The following is a 19,239-nucleotide window of genomic DNA, read 5'->3' as shown; positions in this document are numbered from 1 at the left end:
TCTCGTTCTAGGCGCCGGTTTGCCGGCGTGGTCAGTCGGCAATCAGTGGCTCTGCCCATGCCAGGGCACCAGTTTGCGTTGCAGGGCACGCAGGCTCATTTCCAGGGCGAAGGCGATCAGGGCGATCAGCAAAATACCCAGCACCACCACATCAGTGACCAGGAACTGCGCCGCCGACTGGACCATGAAGCCCAGGCCGCTGGTGGCGGCAATCAGCTCGGCGGCGACCAGTGTCGACCAGCCCACCCCCAGGCCGATGCGGATGCCGGTGAGGATGTCGGGCAGCGCACTGGGCAGGATCACATGGCGGATCAGCTGCGCCTTGGTCGCGCCCAGCGACTGTGCCGCCCGCAGCTTGGCCGGGTCGACCGTGCGCACACCGGTGGCGGTGGCAATGGCGATCGGGGCGAAGATTGCCAGGTAGATCAGCAGCACCTTCGACAGCTCGCCGATACCGCACCAGATGACGATCAACGGCAGGTAGGCCAGCGGCGGGATGGGCCGGTAGAACTCGATCAGCGGGTCGAGGATGCCGCGGGCCACGCGGTTGTAGCCGATGGCGATGCCGACCGGGATCGCGGTCAGGGTCGCGGCCACCAGCGCCAGGCCGATGCGGCCCAGGCTTGCGCCCAGGTGCTGCCACAGGCTGGCGTCCATGTAACCTTGGGTCAGCAGGGTCCAGGCCCTGGCCAGGATGTCACCGGGCGAAGGCAGGAACAGGGGTTCGATCCAGCCGGCGGCCGTCACCAGCCACCAGACCAGCAGCAGGCTGACCATGGTCAGGGTACTTATCCAGCGGGTGGACAATGGCCGGCGCTGCTTGGCGGCTGGCCGGGTTTGGGCGTTGTGTTTGCCGGCGACCGGCAGGTCCAGGCTGCTCATGCGCGCTCCTGCAGGCTTTGGCGTTGGGAGAACACCCGCGCCAGCACATGCTCGCGGGTTTCGATGAAGGCGGGGTCGGACTTGATGGCCCGGGCCGATTCGCCAGCGGCATAGCGCTGACCGAAGTCCAGTTGCAGGCGCTCCACTACGCACCCCGGGTTGGGCGCCAGCAGTACCAGTTCGCTGGCAAGGAACACCGCTTCTTCGATGTCGTGGGTAATCAGGAACACCGGCTTGGCGGTGCGCTGCCACACCTGCAGCAGCAGTTCTTGCATCTGCTCGCGGGTGAACGCGTCGAGGGCGCCGAACGGCTCATCCATCAGCAGTACCCGTGGGTCGGCCGCCAGCGCGCGGGCCAGGCCTACGCGCTGCTTCTGGCCACCGGACAATTGCCAGATGCGCCGTTCGCCAAAGCCATCGAGGTCGACGAGGGCGAGCATTTCGCGGGCCTTGGCCTCACGCTGGGCGCGGGGTACGCCGGCCAGTTCGAGGCCGAAGGCGACATTGCCCAGCACGTTCTGCCATGGCAGCAGGGCATCGTCCTGGAACACCACGCCGCGCTCGGCACCAGGGCCCTGCACCGGTACGCCGTCGAGGGTGATGCGCCCGGCGCTGGGGGCGACGAAGCCGGCGATCAGGTTGAGCAGCGAGGTCTTGCCGCTGCCGGACGGCCCCAGGGCCACCAGCAGCTGGCGTGGCCCCAGGCTCAGGTTGATGTCGGCCAGCACCGGGGTGCTGGCGCCAGGGTACTGTGCGCTGATGCGCTCCAGCTCGAGCAAGGCCATGACGGGCTCCGGATCAGTTTGGAAGGAACTTGGCGCTGACGTACGGCGAGTAGTCCGGCAGTACGGCGTCGACCTTGCCTTGCTGCTTGAGGAAGTTGGCCGTGTCGGTCAGTGCCTGGGTGGTCGGCGCGCCCAAGGCGTTGGCCTGGTCTGCGGCCAGGGGGTACACGTTGCCCTCCAGCAGCACCGGGATGTCGCTGGCCTTGGCGCCGGACAGCTTCACCAGCTTGTCTACGTTGCCCTTGTCGGCCAGCCAGGCTTTCGGGTCCTTGCGGTAGTCGGCGTAGGCATCGAGGGTGACCTTGGCAAAGGCCTTGACCACTTCAGGGTGCTTGTCGGCGAAGTCCTTGCGCACAATCCAGGCATCGAAAGTGGGTGCGCCTTTCTGGGCCAGTTCGCCCGAGGTGATCAGCACCTTGCCGTTTTCCTTGGCCACGCCCAAGGCTGGGTCCCAGACGTAGGTGGCATCGATGTCGCCGCGCTTCCAGGCGGCAATGATGGCCGGTGGCGCCAGGTTGAGGATCTGTACCTTGGACGGGTCGATGTTCCAGCTTTTCAGGGCGGCCAGCAGGCTGTAGTGGCCGGTGGAAACGAACGGCACGGCGACCTTCTTGCCGATCAGGTCTTGCGGAGTCTTGATGCTGTCGCGGGCGACCAGCGCTTCACCAGCGCCAATCTGGGTGGCAATGAGGAAGGTCTTGACCGGCAGCTTGCGGGTGGCGGCAGCGGCCAGCGGGCTGGAACCCAAGTAGCCGATTTGCACGTCGCCGCTGGCCACCGCAGTGATCACGTCGGCGCCGTTATCGAACTTGCGCCAGTCGATGCTGGCCTTGCTGGCTTTTTCATAGTCGCCATCGACCTGAGCCACTTTGGCCGGGTCGACGGTGGTCTGGTAGGCCACGGTCAGGTCGGCGGCCTGGGCAACCCAGCTGGTGCTGGCGAGGGTCAGGGCGGCGAACAGGCGCAGCGGAGCGTGCGGGATCATGGTGAACCTCTCGTCAGGCAATCAGGGCGATGGATGGCGAGAAGACTAAATGATCTAAGAATTTAGAAATAAATAACCTTTTTGCATTAGCTTAGGAGCCAAATGCTTTAAGCCCAGGGGTAGTGCGCTCCCACATTGACCGTAAAAGGCCCCCGCTACTTTGGGGCAACCCTGCCCGGTGGCGAAATCAGAGCGCGCTGCTAGGCTTTTTCGTCCCTATAGAACGTTAAGGTATTAGATTATGAGCAAACGTTTGCAAATAACCAATGGTTATGATTGGCGGGATTGCTACAACGTTTGGCTGTAAAGGTTCCAACCATATTCCGTAAAAATCTTACCAATTCATAAAACGGTCATTTTGGATTTATAGGATTGTCATTATCCTGTAGCGCAGCTGGCGTCTTAGACCAAAGTCGCGAAACGTTTAGAAACGATTGACTTAGTGGTCACGCTTTGGGACTAAATCGCCAATCCACGGTGAGAAGGGGCAGCAGATCCCTCCGCCAGAGATACACAAAAATTAGAACGTAGAGGAGCAAAACATGTACAAGTCCAGCCTGGCCCTGGCCGTGGCACTGGGGGTTCTCGCCCAACAAGCAGGCGCTGCCGGTTTCGTTGAAGACAGCAAACTGTCGCTCAGCTCGCGCACCATGTACTTCAACAACGACAACCGTGATGGCGGTGCTGACAACCGCGAGTCGGGTCAGGGCTTCAAGCTCGACTACATCTCCGGCTTCACTGAAGGCACCGTTGGTTTCGGTGTCGATGCCCAGGCCCTGTGGGGTATCCACCTGGATGGTGGCCGTGGCAAGCACCCAGACAACAGCAGCTTCTTCCCGAGCGACAGCGACGGCTCTGCTGAAAGCCAGTGGGCTCGCGTTGGCGCCAACGCCAAGGCGCGCTTCTCGAAGACCGAAGTTCACTACGGTAGCGCCCTGGCGCCGAACCTGCCGATCCTGGTCTCCAACGATGGCCGTCTGCTGCCGCAAACCTTCGAGGGTGGCACCATCCAGTCGAAGGAAATCGACAACCTGACCATCAACGCCGGTCAGCTGACCCACGCCATGGGCCGTGCTTCGAGCAACCGTACCGGCCTGTCGGTAGCCGGTGCTACCCAGGACAGCAACAAGTTCCGCTACGGCGGCCTGGACTACAAGCTCACTCCAGACCTGACCCTGCAGTACTACTACTCGAACCTGGAAGACTTCTACAAGCAGCACTTCCTGGGCGCGACCCACGTGTTCAAGATCGCTGACGATCAGTCGTTCAAGACCGACCTGCGCTACTTCGACAGCAGCAGCGACGGCAAGAACGGTGAGGCCGGCTACCGCTTCAGCAACAACGGCGGTTATGCCAAGAACACTGGCGAGGTCGACAACAAGACCTGGTCCGCGATGTTCACCTACACCCTGGGTGGCCACTCGCTGATGCTCGGCCACCAGCGCGTCAATGACGATGGTGGTTTCGTCTGGCTGAACCAAGGCAACGTGGTTGACGGCAACGGCCGCAACGAAGGCGCCGGTGGCTCCAGCTTCTACCTGTTCACCGACAGCATGATCAACCAGTTCGCCAAGGCTGGTGAAAACACCACCTTCGGCCAGTACGCCTACGACTTCGCTCGCCTGGGCGTGCCGGGCCTGAAAGCATCGGTTGCCTACCTGAAAGGTGAAGATGGCAAGAACGCCAACGGCAACGGCCACTTCAGCGAGTGGGAGCGTGATGCCCGTATCGACTACGTCATCCAGGAAGGCACCTTCAAGGGCCTGGGCGCCAGCCTGCGTCACGGCGTATACCGTGGCACCGGCACCAGCTCACTGGCTGACCAGGATCAGACCCGTCTGATCTTCAACTACACTTACAACTTCCTGTAAGCCGTAGCTGAAAAAGAAGCCTCGCCTAGTGCGAGGCTTTTTTGTGCCCGTAAATTTGTATGCATTATGGTTATAAATAAATCGTTATTTATTCTTTTTGTTTTTAACCGAATGCAGGCACATTGAACCCATACGGTACAAAACCCAGCCAAGGAGCCGCAGCCCATGAGCCTCAAACTCGGCGATATCGCCCCCGATTTCGAACAGGATTCCAGCGAAGGCAAAATCCGCTTCCACGAGTGGCTGGGCAACAGCTGGGGGGTGTTGTTCTCTCATCCTGCCGACTTCACCCCGGTGTGCACCACCGAGCTGGGCCTGACTGCCAAGCTCAAGGACGACTTCGCCAAGCGTGGGGTCAAGGCCATCGCCCTGTCGGTAGACCCGGTCGACTCGCACCATAAATGGATCGAGGACATCAACGAGACCCAGAACACCTTGGTCAACTTCCCGATCATCGCCGATGCCGACCGCAAGGTGTCCGACTTGTACGACCTGATTCACCCGAACGCCAGCGACACCCTGACCGTGCGCTCGCTGTTCGTCATCGACCCGAACAAGAAGGTGCGCCTGACCATTACCTATCCGGCCAGTACCGGGCGCAACTTCAATGAAATCCTGCGGGTGATCGACTCGCTGCAGTTGACCGACAACCACAAGGTCGCCACGCCAGGTAACTGGCAGGACGGCGACGAGGTGGTGATCGTGCCTTCGCTCAAAGATGAGGAAGAAATCAAGCAGCGCTTCCCCAAAGGTTACCGGGCGGTCAAACCCTATCTGCGTCTGACCCCACAGCCAAATCGTTAATGGATTCCTCGTTGCATTGCTCTTAGCCAAGCAGGGATTTTCGGGCCGTTTCGACGGCCCTTTTTTATGCCTGAACAAAAGTGTGGCCGTATTCGCGCGGAAAAGATAGAAATGGAATAAACAAATGAAAAAATATGATTTCTAGATATATGCGGCAGCTGTTAATGTCATTTCCAACAGAACACAAGGAAGCGCAGCAATGCTGGTCGTCTCAATCGGTGGTAGCCCAAGTCCTCGTTCACGCTCCGGCGTGCTGCTTGAGCGTTCGCGCCAGTGGCTGCAGGGCCGGGGCGTTGAAGTGGTGACGTTCCAGGTACGTGACTTCCCCGCCGAAGACCTGCTGCATGCCCGTTTCGACAGCCCGCATGTGCAGCACTTCCAGCAGCTGGTAGCCCAGGCCGATGGCCTGATCGTTTCCACCCCGGTGTACAAGGCTTCGTTTGCCGGTGCACTGAAGACTTTGCTGGACCTGCTGCCCGAACGCGCCCTGGCCCACAAGATCGTGTTGCCGATCGCCACCGGCGGCAGCATCGCCCACATGCTGGCGGTGGATTACGCATTGAAACCCGTGCTGTCGGCACTCAAGGCACAAGAGACCCTGCAAGGGATCTTCGCCGACGACAGCCAGGTGGCTTATGCAGACGGCACGAAGCCCGCGCAGTTGGTGCCAGCACTGGAAGAACGCCTGCTGGACTCGCTGGAAACCTTCCACGTTGCCCTGGCCCGTCGGCCACGCCCCGTGGCCCCCGGCGTACTGAACGAACGCCTGATCAGCGCCCGCTGGAGCATCTGACCGGCACAACCCGCTTCACCACCTTACTCGCCCGATAACGAGGCAAGCAGGTGCAACCCGAACCTCATTCGCACAGGAGAGCGCCATGCGCACAGTCTTCTTGCGTCGCGGTCTGGTCGCCCTGTTTGCGGCGGCTGTGTCCTTCGGCGCCATTACCCAAGCCCAGGCCGAAAGCCTGCGTATCGGTTACCAGAAATACGGCACCCTGGTGCTGCTCAAGGCCAAGGGCACGCTGGAAAAGCGCCTGGCCGAGCAGGGCGTGCAGGTGCAGTGGACCGAATTCCCCGGCGGCCCGCAGCTGCTTGAAGGGCTGAACGTCGGCTCCATCGACTTTGGTGTTACCGGCGAAACCCCGCCCGTATTTGCCCAGGCCGCCGGCGCCGATCTGCTCTATGTGGCCTACGAGCCGCCAGCGCCGCACAGCGAAGCGATCCTGGTGCCGAAGGGTTCGTCGATCCAGTCGGTCAAGGAACTCAAAGGCAAGAAAGTCGCCCTCAACAAAGGCTCCAACGTCCACTACCTGCTGGTCCGCGCCCTGGAAGACGCCGGCCTCAAGTACAGCGATATCCAGCCGGTGTACCTGCCCCCAGCTGATGCCCGCGCTGCGTTCGAGCGTGGCAGTGTCGATGCCTGGGTGATCTGGGACCCGTACCAGGCCGCCGCCGAGCAGCAGTTGCAGGCGCGTACCCTGCGTGACGGCAAGGGCCTGGTCGACAACCACCAGTTCTACCTGGCCACCCGCAATTACGCGACCCAGCACCCGGCGGTGATCAACACCCTCATCGAGGAAGTGCGCGCCGTGGGCGAGTGGTCGCAGGCCAACCCGCAGGAAGTGACCGACCAGGTGGCACCGCTGCTCGGCCTGCCTGCCGACATCACCCTGACCTCGGTCAAGCGCCAGGGCTACGGTGCAGCACCGCTAACCCCCGAGGTAGTGGCCGCGCAACAGAAGATTGCCGATGCCTTCCAGGCGCTCAAGCTGATACCCAAGCCGCTGAGCATCAAGGACGTGATCTGGACACCCCCGGCCAAGGTCGCTAGCGCGCCTTGATTGATTCGCCTGTGCCGGGGCGCCGCCCTGGCTGAGCCACCCTTGAGGAGACAACTCCAATGAGCCTTAACATTTTCTGGTTCCTCCCGACCCACGGTGACGGCAAGTACCTGGGCACTTCCGACGGCGCACGTGCGGTCGATCACGGTTACCTGCAGCAGATCGCGCAGGCCGCCGACCGTCTGGGCTTTGGTGGGGTACTGATCCCTACCGGCCGTTCCTGCGAGGATTCCTGGCTGGTGGCCGCGTCGCTGATCCCTGTGACCCAGCACCTGAAATTCCTGGTTGCCCTGCGCCCGGGCATCATTTCGCCGACCGTGGCAGCACGCCAGGCGGCGACCCTCGACCGCCTGTCCAATGGCCGTGCGCTGTTCAACCTGGTAACCGGTGGCGACCCGGATGAACTGGCCGGTGATGGCCTGCACCTGAACCACCAGGAGCGCTACGAAGCTTCGGTCGAGTTCACCCGTATCTGGCGCAAGGTGCTGGAAGGCGAAAACGTCGACTACGACGGCAAGCACATCCAGGTGAAGGGCGCCAAGCTGCTCTACCCGCCGATTCAGCAACCACGCCCGCCGCTGTATTTCGGCGGTTCGTCCGAGGCCGCTCAGGACCTGGCCGCCGAGCAGGTCGAGTTGTACCTGACCTGGGGCGAGCCGCCGTCAGCCGTTGCCGAGAAAATCGCCCAGGTGCGCGAAAAAGCGGCCGCTCAAGGCCGTGAAGTGCGCTTCGGTATCCGCCTGCACGTGATTGTGCGGGAAACCAACGAAGAAGCCTGGGCCGCCGCCGACCGCCTGATCTCGCACCTGGACGATGACACCATCGCCCGTGCCCAGGCCTCGCTGGCGCGCTTCGACTCGGTGGGCCAGCAGCGCATGGCTGCCCTGCACGGCGGCAACCGCGACAACCTGGAAGTCAGCCCCAACCTGTGGGCAGGCGTTGGCCTGGTACGTGGTGGCGCCGGTACCGCGCTGGTAGGCGACGGCCCGACTGTCGCGGCGCGGGTGAAGGAATATGCCGACCTGGGGATCGATACCTTCATCTTCTCGGGTTATCCACACCTCGAAGAGTCTTACCGCGTTGCCGAGCTGCTGTTCCCGCACCTTGATGTTCAGCGCCCGGAGCAACCGAAAACCGGTGGCTACGTAAGCCCGTTCGGCGAGATGGTTGCCAACGACATCCTGCCCAAATCCGTGTCGCAGAGCTGAGGGCCGGGCCATGAGTCGTGTAACTTCCTCCACCCTGACCCAGCGCCTGGCGCCGTGGGCGCTGCCGGTGCTGCTGCTGGCAGTCTGGCAACTGGCGGTCAGCGCTGGCTGGCTGTCGACCCGCATCCTGCCGGCACCTAGCGCAGTGGTCAGCGCCGGCGTCGAACTGGTGCGCAGCGGCGACATCTGGACCCACTTGGCCATCAGTGGCTGGCGTGCCGGCCTGGGCTTCGCCATCGGCGGCAGCATCGGCCTGGTACTGGGCTTCATCACCGGCCTGTCGAACTGGGGCGAACGCCTGCTCGACAGCTCGGTGCAGATGATCCGTAACGTGCCGCACCTGGCGCTTATCCCCCTGGTGATCCTGTGGTTCGGTATCGACGAGTCGGCGAAGATCTTTCTGGTCGCGCTGGGCACGCTGTTCCCGATCTACCTGAACACCTACCACGGTATCCGCAACGTCGACCCGGCGCTGGTAGAGATGGCCCGCAGCTACGGCTTGTCCGGCTTCAGCCTGTTCCGCCAGGTGATCCTGCCGGGTGCGTTGCCTTCGATCCTGGTAGGTGTGCGCTTCGCCCTGGGTTTCATGTGGCTGACCCTGATCGTTGCCGAAACCATTTCGGCGAATGCCGGCATCGGTTACCTGGCGATGAACGCCCGTGAGTTCCTGCAGACCGACGTGGTGGTACTGGCCATCGTCCTGTATGCCGTGCTTGGCAAACTCGCCGACCTCGCCGCCCGTGGCCTGGAACGTGTTTGGCTGCGCTGGCACCCGGCCTATCAAGTGGCCAAGAAGGAGGGCGCATGACTGTGCTCAAGGAACAGCCGCCACGCCTGCTGCGTGGCATCCCGCTGGCCTCCAATGGCCTGCGCAAGACCTTTGGCCAGCGCGAAGTGTTGAAGGGCATCGACCTGCACATTCCGGCCGGCCAGTTCGTTGCCATCGTTGGCCGCAGCGGCTGCGGCAAAAGCACCCTGCTGCGCCTGCTGGCCGGGCTCGACCAGCCCACTGCCGGGCAGTTGCTGGCCGGTGCTGCGCCGCTGGAAGAGGCCCGTGAAGAAACCCGCCTGATGTTCCAGGACGCACGTCTGCTGCCGTGGAAGAAGGTGATCGACAACGTTGGCCTGGGCCTGTCGGGTGATTGGCGCCCACGTGCGCTGGAAGCGCTGGATGCGGTTGGCCTGGCCGACCGCGCCAATGAATGGCCGGCAGCCCTCTCCGGTGGCCAGAAGCAGCGTGTGGCCTTGGCCCGCGCCTTGATTCACCAGCCACGCCTGCTGCTGCTGGATGAGCCGCTGGGTGCGCTGGATGCATTGACCCGTATCGAAATGCAGCAACTGATCGAACGCCTGTGGCGTCAGCACGGCTTCACAGTGCTGCTGGTCACCCACGATGTCAGCGAGGCAGTTGCCGTGGCTGACCGGGTGATCCTGATCGAGGACGGCGAAGTCGGGCTTGACCTTACGGTCGACCTGGCACGGCCCAGGGCACGTGGTTCGCACCGCCTGGCCGCGCTGGAAAGCGAAGTGCTCAACCGTGTTCTGTCGGCCCCGGGCACTGCGCCCGAGCCGGACCCTGTAGCCCCTCTGCCCACGCAACTGCGTTGGGCGCACTGAACCACTCACTTACCTGACTGAAGCCATAGAGAAGGAATGACATCATGACCATCAAAGCCATCAACGTCCGCAACCAGTTCAAAGGCACCGTGAAAGAAATCCTCGAAGGCCCGGTACTGTCGGAAATCGACGTGCAGACTGCCTCGGGTATCGTCACTTCGGTCATCACCACCCGCTCGGTAAAAGAGCTGGAGCTGCAGGTTGGCAGCGAAGTGATTGCCTTCGTGAAATCGACTGAAGTGTCTATCGCCAAGCTGTGATGCTGCTCGATATTGGGGCTGCTTGGCAGCCCTATCGTGACACAAGGCCGCTCCTACACGGGAATGCGATCTCCTGTAGGAGCGGCCTTGTGCCGCGAATGGGCCGCAACGCGGCCCCAATAACTTCAGCTGGAACGCTTGGCCAGAAACGGCGGCAGGTATAACCCCAGATACGCCTCGAACACCCGCTTGCCTTCTTCGGCCATGCGCGGGGTGATCGCCTCGTGCAACTGCACCGACCGCGCATATACCCGGTCGCTCAGTTCCATGGCCAGGGCGAACACATCCACATCCAGCGGCATCACCGGCAGGTGAAAATGCTGGTCGAACAACTTGTGCATCAAGTCGCCCAGTTCCATGTCGTGCTGCCGGTCGGCCTGCACCACTTCGCTCAGGCCGTGCTGGGCCAGAATCAGCTGCCGCGCCGCAGCATCTTCGTTATAGATATCCAGCATGCGCTGCTCGATCAGCCGTGACAGCTGGTGCCAGGTGCTGAACGCGCTGCTGTCGAACGGTGCGCTCAGGGCTTCACGAAACGCCCGGTGTACATCGGCCGTCAGCGCTTCCAGCAAGGCCGGCACGCTGGCGAAGAAGTGATACACCGACGACGGTGGAATCTGCGCCCGCTCGGCCACGCTGTAGATGGAAAGTGCCGCCACCCCTTGTTCGGCCAGCAGCTCACGCGCAGCCGCCAGGATCGCCTCGATCCTGGCCTGGCTGCTGGCGCGCGGCTTGCGCGAGGCGACGGCGCGGCTCATCAGTTGCTGATCGCCAGGATGCTGGCCTGATAGGCGCCGACGAACAGGTCGAAGTCACCGACCTCTTCCTGCTCCAGCTCGGACTGCTTGGTGAGCGATTCGCGGGCCAGTGTTTCGAACGCCTGTTGCTGTTCGTTGCTCAGTGGCTGTTCGCGGAATGTCTCGGCGTGGACACGGCTCTGGCGTAGGGAGAACTGGATGAAGGTTTCGTCGTGCTCGGTCATGCGTGCCAGCACCTGGGCTGACGGGGTCAGCGCGGCATCATCCACCTTGGCCTGCTGGGCATCCAGGGCTTTGCCGTGGGCATCGCCGCCTTGCGCCTGGTCGAGCAGGTCGGCCAGTGGCCGGATACGCTCAATCAGCTCGCTGGCCCAATCCTTCAGGGTGATCGGCTGGCCATCACGATGCAGCTCCAGGCCCGGGCGACGGCCTTCCTTCACCACGGTCAGGAAGTTGTCGGTGCACTGGCGGCATTCGCCGTTGTCCAGCTGCGGGCTGTCTTCCAGGGCGCAGAACAGCAGGAACGCGTCGAGGAAGCGCGCCTCGGTCAGGTCGATACCTACCGGCAGGAACGGGTTGATGTCCAGGCAACGTACTTCCACATACTGCACGCCCCGCGAGGTCAGGGCCTGGATCGGCCGCTCGCCGGTGTAGGTGACGCGCTTGGGGCGGATGTTCGAGTAGTACTCGTTCTCGATCTGCAGAATGTTGGTGTTCAGCTGCACCCATTCGCCGTCCACGTGCGTACCGACCTCGACATAAGGCGGGTAGGGCGTGCCCACGGCCTTGCGCAGGCTGTCGGTGTAGCTGGCCAGGTTGTTGTAGCAAGGCGTGAGGCCGGCCTGGGCGTTGCTCTGGTAGCCCAGGTCGCTCATGCGCAGGCTGGTGGCGTAGGGCAGGAACAGGGTTTCGGCGTCCAGCTCTTCGAGCTGGTGCGGGCGGCCACGCAGGAAGCCTTTGTCCAGCGCTGGCGAGGCGCCGAACAGGTACATCAGCAACCAGCTGTAGCGGCGGAAGTTGCGGATCAGGGCGATGTAGGCTGACGACTGGTAGTCGCGGTTGTCTTGCGTGCTGCCTTCGGCTTCGCGCAGCAGAGGCCACAGGGCTTCGGGCAGCGAGAAGTTGTAATGGATACCGGCGATGCACTGCATGGTGCGGCCGTAGCGCAGGGCCAGGCCCTTGCGGTAGACGTGCTTGAGCTTGCCGATGTTCGAGCTGCCGTACTCGGCGATCGGGATGTCCTCCTCGGCCGGCAGCGTGCACGGCATCGACGGGCTCCACAGGTATTCGTCGCCCAGCTTGCTGTAGACGAAACGGTGGATCTGTTCGAGGCTTTCGAGCACTTTGGCCGGGTCGGGCAGCGCTGGGGTTATGAACTCCAGCAGCGACTCGGAATAATCAGTGGTGATCTGCTCGTTGGTCAGCGCCGACCCCAGAGCTTCCGGGTGTGGGGTCTGGGCCAGGCGACCTTCGTCGGTCACGCGCAGGCATTCGCGCTCAATACCGTGCAGGCACTGCTTGAGCAGGGGAAGATTGGCGCCGAGCAGGCTCAGGCGGCGGTTGAGGAGTTCGCTCAAGATGTATTCCTTCACGCGTCAGTCGCCCCAATATGGGGGTAGAGATAACGGTCTACAAGGGTAGGAAGAAAGGAACTGGCGTTGTCGCCTGGTTTACGCGGTTCCAGCAGTGCCAGCGCACTGCTGAAAATACCGCAGATACTGCTTGGTGAGCTAGAGAACCGCGAAGGTTCCTTGCGCTTTGGCCACCAGCTTGTCGCCCTGGACTACGTCGGCGTCGACCACCAGGGTACGACGCCCGGCATGCAGCACACGGGCGGTGCACAGCACTTCGCCGTCGCTGACGGCGCGCATGTAGTTGATCTTGCACTCGATGGTGACACTTTGCTGGTCAAAGCCATGGCTGGCCGAGCAGGCCAGGCCCATGGCGATGTCCACCAGGCTGAAGATCGCCCCGCCGTGCAGCTTCTGGCCACGGTTGCGCAAGTGCGGCTCGAGGGCCAGGGCCACCTCGGCAACACCCGTGTCCAGGCGTTGCAGGCGGCAGCCCAGCAGCTGGCTGAAGGCGCTTTCGACGTATTCGCGGGGTACCTCCATCACTTCTTCTTCAACTGCTTGGCGTTGGCGAACAGCGAGGCCATGGCATTGTTGGCCGGTGCGGCAGTGGCGGTTTCACGCGGGCGTTGGGCCTGCTGCTGGCGGTTGCCGCCATTGCCACGGTTGCCACCGCGGTTGCCTTCGACCTTCTCGCCCGGGGTGTCGCCCATGCGCATGGACAGGCCGACGCGCTTGCGCGGGATGTCCACTTCCATGACCTTGACCTTGACCACGTCGCCGGCCTTGACCGCTTCACGCGGGTCTTTGATGAACTTCTCCGACAGCGCCGAGATGTGCACCAGACCGTCCTGGTGTACGCCGATGTCGACGAAGGCACCGAAGTTGGTGACGTTGGTCACCACGCCTTCCAGGATCATGCCGGGCTCCAGGTCCTTGAGGTCTTCGACGCCGTCCTGGAAGGTGGCGGTCTTGAACTCGGGGCGTGGGTCACGGCCAGGCTTGTCCAGCTCTTGCAGGATGTCGGTGACGGTCGGCAGGCCGAAGGACTCGTCGGTGAACTTCTTCGGGTCCAGGCGCTTGAGGAAGCTGCTGTCGCCGATCAGCGAGCGGATGTCGCGGTCGGTGTCGGCGGCGATGCGCTGCACCAGCGGGTAAGCCTCCGGGTGTACTGCGGAGGCGTCCAGCGGGTTGTCGCCGTTCATCACACGCAGGAAGCCGGCGGCTTGTTCGAAGGTTTTTTCACCCAGGCGGCTGACCTTTTTCAGCGCTGCACGGGTGGCGAACGGGCCGTTGGCATCGCGATGGGCGACGATGTTCTGTGCCAGCGTGGCGTTGAGGCCGGAGATTCGGGTCAGCAGCGCGACCGAGGCGGTGTTCACGTCCACGCCCACGGCGTTCACGCAGTCCTCGACCACGGCGTCCAGGCCACGCGCCAGTTTCAGCTGGGAAACGTCGTGCTGGTACTGGCCGACGCCGATGGATTTCGGGTCGATCTTCACCAGCTCGGCCAGCGGGTCCTGCAGGCGGCGGGCAATCGACACGGCGCCACGGATCGATACGTCCAGGTCCGGGAACTCGCGGGCGGCCAGTTCCGATGCCGAGTACACCGACGCACCGGCCTCGGAGACCATGATCTTGGTAATTTTCAGCGCTGGGTATTTTTTGACCAGTTCGGCCACCAGCTTGTCGCTCTCACGGCTGGCGGTGCCGTTGCCGATGGCGATCAGTTCCACCGAGTGCTTGGCGCACAGTGCGGCCATGATGGAAATGGTGCGGTCCCAGTCATTCTTTGGCGCGTGCGGGTACACCGTGGTGTAGTCCAGCAGCTTGCCGGTGGCATCGACCACGGCGATCTTGCAACCGGTGCGCAGGCCCGGGTCGAAGCCCAGGGTGGCGCGCGGGCCGGCCGGGGCGGCCAGCAGCAGGTCGTGCAGGTTGTGGGCGAATACGTTGATCGCCTCGCCTTCGGCGTTGTCGCGCAGTTCGCCGAACAGGTCGGTTTCCAGGTGGGTGTACAGCTTGACCTTCCAGGTCCAGCGCACCACCTCGCCCAGCCACTTGTCGGCCGGGCGGCTGCGGTTTTCGACGCCGACGTGGTTGCCGATCATCACTTCACACGGGTGCAGGGTGCCAGGCAGTTCTTCGCCCACTTTCAGCGAAGCGCTCAGCACGCCTTCGTTGCGCCCGCGGAAGATTGCCAGGGCACGGTGCGACGGCGCGTTGCGCAGCAGTTCATCGTGGGCGAAGTAGTCGCGGAACTTGGCGCCTTCTTCTTCCTTGCCGGCCACCACACGGGCACTGAGCACGGCTTCCTGCTTGAGGAAGCTGCGCAGCTTGTCGAGCAGGGCGGCGTCTTCGGCAAAGCGCTCCATGAGAATGTACTTGGCGCCTTCCAGCGCGGCCTTGACGTCGGCTACGCCTTTTTCGGCGTTTACGAAGCGTGCGGCTTCGCTTTCCGGGGCCAGGGTGGGGTCGTTGAACAGGCCGTCGGCCAGGTCGCCCAGGCCGGCTTCCAGGGCGATCTGGCCCTTGGTGCGGCGCTTCTGCTTGTACGGCAGGTAGAGGTCTTCGAGGCGGGTCTTGGTGTCGGCCAGCTTGATTTCGCGGGCCAGTTCCGGGGTCAGCTTGCCCTGTTCCTCGATGCTGGACAGGATGCTGGCGCGACGGTCGTCGAGTTCGCGCAGGTAGCGCAGGCGCTCTTCCAGATGGCGCAGCTGGGTGTCGTCCAGGCTACCGGTCACTTCCTTGCGGTACCGGGCGATGAAGGGCACGGTCGAGCCTTCGTCCAACAGGCCCACGGCCGCCTCGACCTGCTGGGGGCGTACGCCCAGTTCCTCGGCGATACGGCTGTTGATGCTGTCCATGTAAACCACCTGACATTTGTGAATACGGGGGTCGCCTGTGGGCTTTTCGCCCGGCGGCGCTGGATGAAAGCCGCGCATTATACCCATCGCAAACGGCTTGCGGTGATGGCGCCCAGCCAGCTGGAACTGGCGCCGGGGGAAAAATCTGCTAACAATGCTCACGCAACGTGCAGCAATGGCTACGCCATAATGCGCGGCGATATCAGAGGAGTTATTCATGACCGGCACCGCAAACACCGCTGAAGGTGACAAGATTCTCATCGTCGACGACGATCCGGGGCTTAGCAGCCTGCTGGAACGTTTCTTCACCAGCAAGGGCTACCGTGCCCGCGCGGTGCCCAACACCGAGCAGATGGACCGCCTGCTGCAGCGCGAGGTGTTCAACCTGGTGGTGCTCGACCTGATGCTGCCGGGCGAGGATGGCCTGTCCGCGTGCAAGCGCCTGCGCCAGCAGAACAACCAGATCCCGATCATCATGCTCACCGCCAAGGGCGACGAGCTGAGCCGTATCAAGGGCCTGGAGCTGGGCGCTGACGACTACCTGGGCAAGCCGTTCAACCCGGACGAGCTGATGGCCCGCGTCAAGGCTGTGTTGCGCCGTCAGGCCCCCGCCGTGCCGGGTGCGCCGGGCAGTGAGGACGAATCGGTCACCTTTGGCGACTACGAGCTGTCGCTGGCCACCCGCGAGCTCAAGCGTGGCGATGAAGTGCACATGCTTACCACCGGCGAGTTTGCCGTGCTCAAGGCCCTGGTGATGCACGCCCGCGAGCCGCTGACCCGCGACAAGCTGATGAACCTGGCCCGTGGCCGCGAGTGGGATGCACTGGAGCGCTCCATCGACGTGCAGATCTCGCGCCTGCGCCGCATGATCGAGCCGGACCCGTCCAAACCGCGTTACATCCAGACCGTCTGGGGCGTGGGCTACGTGTTCGTGCCAGACGGAAACGCAGGTAAATGATGCCGCGTCGTCCATGAAAACGCCGCTGTGGTTTCCGCAGAGTTTCTTCGCCCGCACCCTGTGGCTGGTGTTGATCGTCGTCCTGTTCAGCAAGGCCTTGACCCTGGTCTACCTGCTGATGAACGAGGACGTGCTGGTCGACCGTCAGTACAGCCACGGTGTGGCGCTGACCTTGCGCGCCTATTGGGCTGCCGACGAAGAAAACCGCGACAAGATTGCCGAGGCGGCGGGCCTTATCCGCGTGACCGGCTCGGGTGTGCCCGAGGGCGAGCAGCATTGGCCCTACAGCGAAATCTACCAACGGCAGATGCAGGCGGAGCTGGGCGAAGACACCGAGGTGCGGCTGCGTATTCATGCGCCACCGGCGTTGTGGGTCAATGCGCCAAGCCTGGGCCCGGGCTGGCTGAAAGTGCCGCTGTACCCGCACCCGCTGCGTGGGCAGAAGATCTGGAACGTGCTGGGTTGGTTCCTGGCCATCGGCCTGTTGTCCACAGCCTCTGCCTGGATCTTCGTGCGCCAGTTGAACCAGCCGCTCAAGCGCCTGGTATTCGCCGCTCGTCAGCTGGGCCAGGGGCGCAGCGTGCGCCTGCCGATCAGCGATACACCCAGCGAGATGACCGAGGTGTACAAGGCCTTCAACCAGATGGCCGAAGATGTCGAGCAGGCCGGGCGCGAGCGCGAGCTGATGCTGGCCGGGGTTTCCCACGACCTGCGCACACCGTTGACGCGCCTGCGCCTGTCGTTGTCATTGCTGGACAGCGACAGCGACCTGAGTGACGACATGGTCCGCGATATCGAGGACATGGATGCGATCCTCGATCAGTTCCTGGCGTTCATCCGCGATGGCCGCGACGAGCCGGTGGAAGAGGTCGACCTGGCTGAACTGGTGCGTGAAGTGGTGGCCCCGTACAACCAGCCGAAAGAACGTGTGCGCCTGTGCCTGGAGCCAATCCCGCCGTTCCCGCTGCGCCGTGTTTCGCTCAAGCGCATGCTGGGCAACCTGATCGGCAACGCCCTGCACCATGCCGGCAAGGGCGTGGAAGTGGCTGCCTATGTGTCGGGTGACGAGAGTGCACCATACGTGGTGCTGAGCGTGCTGGACCGTGGCACCGGGATCGACGAATCGGAGCTGGAGACCATCTTCAACCCGTTCATTCGTGGGGACCGTGCACGGGGCGGCAAGGGCACCGGTCTGGGGTTGGCGATAGTCAAGCGCATCGCGGCCCAGCATGGCGGGAATGTGGAGCTGCGTAACCGCTCCGGTGGCGGGATCGAGGCGCGGGTTCGGTTGCCGCTTGGGCTGCTGTTACCCCGGAACGCCGTGTGAGGGCCGGGGCCGCTTTGCGGCCCATTCGCAGCACAGGGTTACGCGATCCCCTGTAGGAGCAGCCTTGTGCTGCGAATGGGCTGCAAGGCAGCCCCCAAAATCTCAGCCCTTGCCCTTGGTCCGGGTCTGATTAGGCCCGCCGTTCTTCTCAAGGTGCTCGATGATCATCCCGGCCACGTTCTTGCCGGTGGTCACCTCGATCCCCTCCAGCCCCGGCGATGAGTTCACCTCCATCACCAACGGCCCATGGTTGGAGCGCAGGATATCAACACCCGCCACGCTCAACCCCATCACCTTGGCCGCACGAATGGCGGTAATCCGCTCTTCCGGGGTGATCTTGATCAGGCTGGCGACGCCCCCCCGGTGCAGGTTGGAGCGGAACTCGCCCGGCTTGGCCTGGCGCTTCATCGAGGCAATCACCTTGTCTCCCACCACGAAGCAGCGAATATCGGCGCCGCCGGCCTCCTTGATGTACTCCTGAACCATGATGTTCTGCTTCAGGCCCATGAACGCCTCGATCACCGACTCGGCCGCCTGGGTGGTTTCGCACAGCACCACGCCGATGCCCTGGGTACCCTCCAGCACCTTGATCACCAGCGGGGCGCCATTGACCATCTGGATCAGGTCGGGGATGTCGTCCGGTGAGTGGGCGAAGCCGGTAATGGGCAGGCCGATACCACGGCGCGACAGCAATTGCAGTGATCGCAGTTTGTCGCGCGAGCGGGCAATGGCCACCGATTCGTTGAGCGGGTACACACCCATCATTTCGAACTGGCGCAGCACTGCGCAGCCGTAAAAGGTGACCGAAGCCCCGATGCGCGGGATCACAGCATCGAAGCCCTCCAGCGGCTTGCCGCGGTAGTGGATCTGCGGCTTGTGGCTGGCAATGTTCATATAGGCCCGCAGGGTGTCGATCACCACCATTTCGTGGCCACGCTGGGTACCGGCTTCGACCAGGCGGCGGGTGGAATACAGACGCGGATTGCGCGACAGCACAGCGATCTTCATGCAGCACCTGTGACAGGGGAAAGGGTGGCCGGAAAGGCCGGTTTATCTTGGACGTACTTCAAGCCGGGGTTCACCACCAGCTGGCCCTGGATCAAGGCCTTGGAACCGAGCAGCAGGCGGTAGCGCATGTTCTTGCGACAGGCCAGGGTGAACTCCACCTCCCACACACCATCGCCCAGCGCCAGTGACGTGCGGATGACATAGCGGGTCTGGGCGTGGCCGTTGGAGCTCTTGATGGTTTTCATGGTGACCAGCGGGGCCTCGCAACGCCGGTGACGCAACTGCACCACCGAGCCCAGGTGCGCAGTGAAACGGACCCAGGGCTGGCCGTCGCGCTCGAACGGTTCCACCTCGGTAGCGTGCAGGCTTGAGGTGCTGGCGCCGGTGTCGATCTTGGCGCGCAGCCCGGCGACACCAAGGTCGGGCAGGGCTATCCACTCACGCAGGCCGATCACAGTCAAATGGTCAAATGTCTTCACGAAGCGCACCCTGCG

Annotated in this window: 18 protein-coding genes and 1 pseudogene; 10 read left to right on the top strand and 9 right to left on the bottom strand. The window is 63.1% G+C overall.

Annotated elements, in window-relative coordinates:
* Nucleotides 1-42 precede the first annotated feature (42 nt).
* From tauC to tauA, 3 genes are read right to left on the bottom strand one after another with little or no spacing between them, the layout of a single operon-like run.
* The gene (tauC, locus tag SB765_RS19005; protein WP_410911096.1) at nucleotides 43-882 is read right to left on the bottom strand and encodes a taurine ABC transporter permease TauC; all 840 of its coding nucleotides are present in this window, start codon (nucleotides 880-882) and stop codon (nucleotides 43-45) included.
* Nucleotides 879-1,667, bottom strand: a complete 789-nt coding sequence (tauB, locus tag SB765_RS19000; RefSeq protein ID WP_410931748.1) for a taurine ABC transporter ATP-binding subunit — start codon at nucleotides 1,665-1,667, stop codon at nucleotides 879-881. The genes tauC and tauB overlap by 4 nt, the downstream gene beginning before the upstream one ends.
* A gap of 13 nt (nucleotides 1,668-1,680) precedes the next feature.
* Complete coding sequence (gene tauA / locus SB765_RS18995) at nucleotides 1,681-2,652, bottom strand: taurine ABC transporter substrate-binding protein (protein WP_410931747.1); 972 nt, start codon at nucleotides 2,650-2,652, stop codon at nucleotides 1,681-1,683.
* Nucleotides 2,653-3,194: 542 nt separating this feature from the next.
* On the opposite strand from tauA, the gene SB765_RS18990 reads away from it, so the two are divergent.
* From SB765_RS18990 to SB765_RS18955, 8 genes and pseudogenes are all read left to right on the top strand, one after another.
* The gene (locus SB765_RS18990; protein WP_016497545.1) at nucleotides 3,195-4,523 is read left to right on the top strand and encodes an OprD family porin; all 1,329 of its coding nucleotides are present in this window, start codon (nucleotides 3,195-3,197) and stop codon (nucleotides 4,521-4,523) included.
* Nucleotides 4,524-4,688: 165 nt separating this feature from the next.
* Complete coding sequence (locus SB765_RS18985) at nucleotides 4,689-5,327, top strand: peroxiredoxin (protein WP_410931746.1); 639 nt, start codon at nucleotides 4,689-4,691, stop codon at nucleotides 5,325-5,327.
* Between the two features lie 199 nt (nucleotides 5,328-5,526).
* On the top strand, nucleotides 5,527-6,120 hold the full coding sequence (ssuE, locus tag SB765_RS18980; RefSeq protein ID WP_043200296.1) for an NADPH-dependent FMN reductase: 594 nt from the start codon (nucleotides 5,527-5,529) through the stop codon (nucleotides 6,118-6,120).
* A gap of 85 nt (nucleotides 6,121-6,205) precedes the next feature.
* Entirely contained in the window at nucleotides 6,206-7,171 is a 966-nt protein-coding gene (locus tag SB765_RS18975) for a sulfonate ABC transporter substrate-binding protein (protein ID WP_338745778.1), read from the top strand.
* A 59-nt stretch (nucleotides 7,172-7,230) separates the two neighbouring features.
* Nucleotides 7,231-8,379, top strand: coding sequence for an FMNH2-dependent alkanesulfonate monooxygenase (gene ssuD, locus SB765_RS18970; RefSeq protein ID WP_016484400.1), 1,149 nt, complete (start codon nucleotides 7,231-7,233; stop codon nucleotides 8,377-8,379).
* A 10-nt stretch (nucleotides 8,380-8,389) separates the two neighbouring features.
* The gene (gene ssuC / locus SB765_RS18965; RefSeq protein WP_341797308.1) at nucleotides 8,390-9,187 is read left to right on the top strand and encodes an aliphatic sulfonate ABC transporter permease SsuC; all 798 of its coding nucleotides are present in this window, start codon (nucleotides 8,390-8,392) and stop codon (nucleotides 9,185-9,187) included.
* Nucleotides 9,159-9,996: pseudogene (ssuB, locus tag SB765_RS18960) on the top strand (aliphatic sulfonates ABC transporter ATP-binding protein). The gene ssuC and the pseudogene ssuB overlap by 29 nt, the downstream one beginning before the upstream one ends.
* A gap of 44 nt (nucleotides 9,997-10,040) precedes the next feature.
* Complete coding sequence (locus SB765_RS18955) at nucleotides 10,041-10,256, top strand: molybdopterin-binding protein (RefSeq protein WP_008095172.1); 216 nt, start codon at nucleotides 10,041-10,043, stop codon at nucleotides 10,254-10,256.
* Nucleotides 10,257-10,381: 125 nt separating this feature from the next.
* Here the strand turns inward: SB765_RS18955 and SB765_RS18950 are convergent, their stop codons facing one another.
* From SB765_RS18950 to SB765_RS18935, 4 genes are all read right to left on the bottom strand, one after another.
* Nucleotides 10,382-11,014: a TetR/AcrR family transcriptional regulator gene (locus tag SB765_RS18950; RefSeq protein WP_043200300.1), complete on the bottom strand. Its 633-nt coding sequence runs from the start codon at nucleotides 11,012-11,014 to the stop codon at nucleotides 10,382-10,384.
* Nucleotides 11,014-12,591 carry a glutamate--cysteine ligase gene (gene gshA, locus SB765_RS18945; RefSeq protein ID WP_410931745.1) on the bottom strand — a complete coding sequence of 526 codons (1,578 nt, stop codon included), beginning with the start codon at nucleotides 12,589-12,591 and terminating at the stop codon, nucleotides 11,014-11,016. Before gshA ends, SB765_RS18950 begins: the two co-directional genes overlap by 1 nt.
* 153 nt (nucleotides 12,592-12,744) lie before the next feature.
* Nucleotides 12,745-13,128, bottom strand: a complete 384-nt coding sequence (locus tag SB765_RS18940; RefSeq protein WP_069943168.1) for a PaaI family thioesterase — start codon at nucleotides 13,126-13,128, stop codon at nucleotides 12,745-12,747.
* A complete protein-coding gene (locus tag SB765_RS18935; RefSeq protein ID WP_341797310.1) occupies nucleotides 13,128-15,452 on the bottom strand; it encodes a Tex family protein in 2,325 nt (774 codons plus the stop codon). The genes SB765_RS18940 and SB765_RS18935 overlap by 1 nt, the downstream gene beginning before the upstream one ends.
* A 217-nt stretch (nucleotides 15,453-15,669) precedes the next feature.
* Between SB765_RS18935 and ompR the strand changes: the two genes are divergently transcribed.
* On the top strand, nucleotides 15,670-16,410 hold the full coding sequence (ompR, locus tag SB765_RS18930) for a two-component system response regulator OmpR (protein ID WP_016484407.1): 741 nt from the start codon (nucleotides 15,670-15,672) through the stop codon (nucleotides 16,408-16,410).
* A 13-nt stretch (nucleotides 16,411-16,423) separates the two neighbouring features.
* Nucleotides 16,424-17,737, top strand: a complete 1,314-nt coding sequence (locus tag SB765_RS18925) for an ATP-binding protein (protein ID WP_059394994.1) — start codon at nucleotides 16,424-16,426, stop codon at nucleotides 17,735-17,737.
* Between the two features lie 102 nt (nucleotides 17,738-17,839).
* On the opposite strand, the gene rimK is transcribed toward SB765_RS18925, so the two are convergent.
* Both rimK and SB765_RS18915 read right to left on the bottom strand, forming a co-directional pair.
* Nucleotides 17,840-18,745 carry a 30S ribosomal protein S6--L-glutamate ligase gene (rimK, locus tag SB765_RS18920; protein ID WP_012316721.1) on the bottom strand — a complete coding sequence of 302 codons (906 nt, stop codon included), beginning with the start codon at nucleotides 18,743-18,745 and terminating at the stop codon, nucleotides 17,840-17,842.
* The gene (locus SB765_RS18915; RefSeq protein ID WP_016497556.1) at nucleotides 18,742-19,224 is read right to left on the bottom strand and encodes an ATP-dependent zinc protease; all 483 of its coding nucleotides are present in this window, start codon (nucleotides 19,222-19,224) and stop codon (nucleotides 18,742-18,744) included. The genes rimK and SB765_RS18915 overlap by 4 nt, the downstream gene beginning before the upstream one ends.
* Nucleotides 19,225-19,239: the final 15 nt, after the last annotated feature.

The organism is Pseudomonas sp. SIMBA_067 (assembly GCF_046534675.1).
GTDB classification, from domain to species: Bacteria; Pseudomonadota; Gammaproteobacteria; order Pseudomonadales; family Pseudomonadaceae; genus Aquipseudomonas; species Aquipseudomonas putida.
Note: the sequence above shows the minus strand (reverse complement) of the source record. Positions and strands in the feature narration are given on the sequence as shown.

What these genes read in the sequence shown, in the direction of transcription:
- tauC (WP_410911096.1), bottom strand. Translation starts at nt 882, where the DNA reads ATGAGCAGCCTGGACCTGCCGGTCGCCGGCAAACACAACGCCCAAACC.
- tauB (WP_410931748.1), bottom strand. Translation starts at nt 1,667, where the DNA reads ATGGCCTTGCTCGAGCTGGAGCGCATCAGCGCACAGTACCCTGGCGCC.
- tauA (WP_410931747.1), bottom strand. Translation starts at nt 2,652, where the DNA reads ATGATCCCGCACGCTCCGCTGCGCCTGTTCGCCGCCCTGACCCTCGCC.
- SB765_RS18990 (WP_016497545.1), top strand. Translation starts at nt 3,195, where the DNA reads ATGTACAAGTCCAGCCTGGCCCTGGCCGTGGCACTGGGGGTTCTCGCC.
- SB765_RS18985 (WP_410931746.1), top strand. Translation starts at nt 4,689, where the DNA reads ATGAGCCTCAAACTCGGCGATATCGCCCCCGATTTCGAACAGGATTCC.
- ssuE (WP_043200296.1), top strand. Translation starts at nt 5,527, where the DNA reads ATGCTGGTCGTCTCAATCGGTGGTAGCCCAAGTCCTCGTTCACGCTCC.
- SB765_RS18975 (WP_338745778.1), top strand. Translation starts at nt 6,206, where the DNA reads ATGCGCACAGTCTTCTTGCGTCGCGGTCTGGTCGCCCTGTTTGCGGCG.
- ssuD (WP_016484400.1), top strand. Translation starts at nt 7,231, where the DNA reads ATGAGCCTTAACATTTTCTGGTTCCTCCCGACCCACGGTGACGGCAAG.
- ssuC (WP_341797308.1), top strand. Translation starts at nt 8,390, where the DNA reads ATGAGTCGTGTAACTTCCTCCACCCTGACCCAGCGCCTGGCGCCGTGG.
- SB765_RS18955 (WP_008095172.1), top strand. Translation starts at nt 10,041, where the DNA reads ATGACCATCAAAGCCATCAACGTCCGCAACCAGTTCAAAGGCACCGTG.
- SB765_RS18950 (WP_043200300.1), bottom strand. Translation starts at nt 11,014, where the DNA reads ATGAGCCGCGCCGTCGCCTCGCGCAAGCCGCGCGCCAGCAGCCAGGCC.
- SB765_RS18940 (WP_069943168.1), bottom strand. Translation starts at nt 13,128, where the DNA reads ATGGAGGTACCCCGCGAATACGTCGAAAGCGCCTTCAGCCAGCTGCTG.
- SB765_RS18935 (WP_341797310.1), bottom strand. Translation starts at nt 15,452, where the DNA reads ATGGACAGCATCAACAGCCGTATCGCCGAGGAACTGGGCGTACGCCCC.
- ompR (WP_016484407.1), top strand. Translation starts at nt 15,670, where the DNA reads ATGACCGGCACCGCAAACACCGCTGAAGGTGACAAGATTCTCATCGTC.
- SB765_RS18925 (WP_059394994.1), top strand. Translation starts at nt 16,424, where the DNA reads ATGAAAACGCCGCTGTGGTTTCCGCAGAGTTTCTTCGCCCGCACCCTG.
- rimK (WP_012316721.1), bottom strand. Translation starts at nt 18,745, where the DNA reads ATGAAGATCGCTGTGCTGTCGCGCAATCCGCGTCTGTATTCCACCCGC.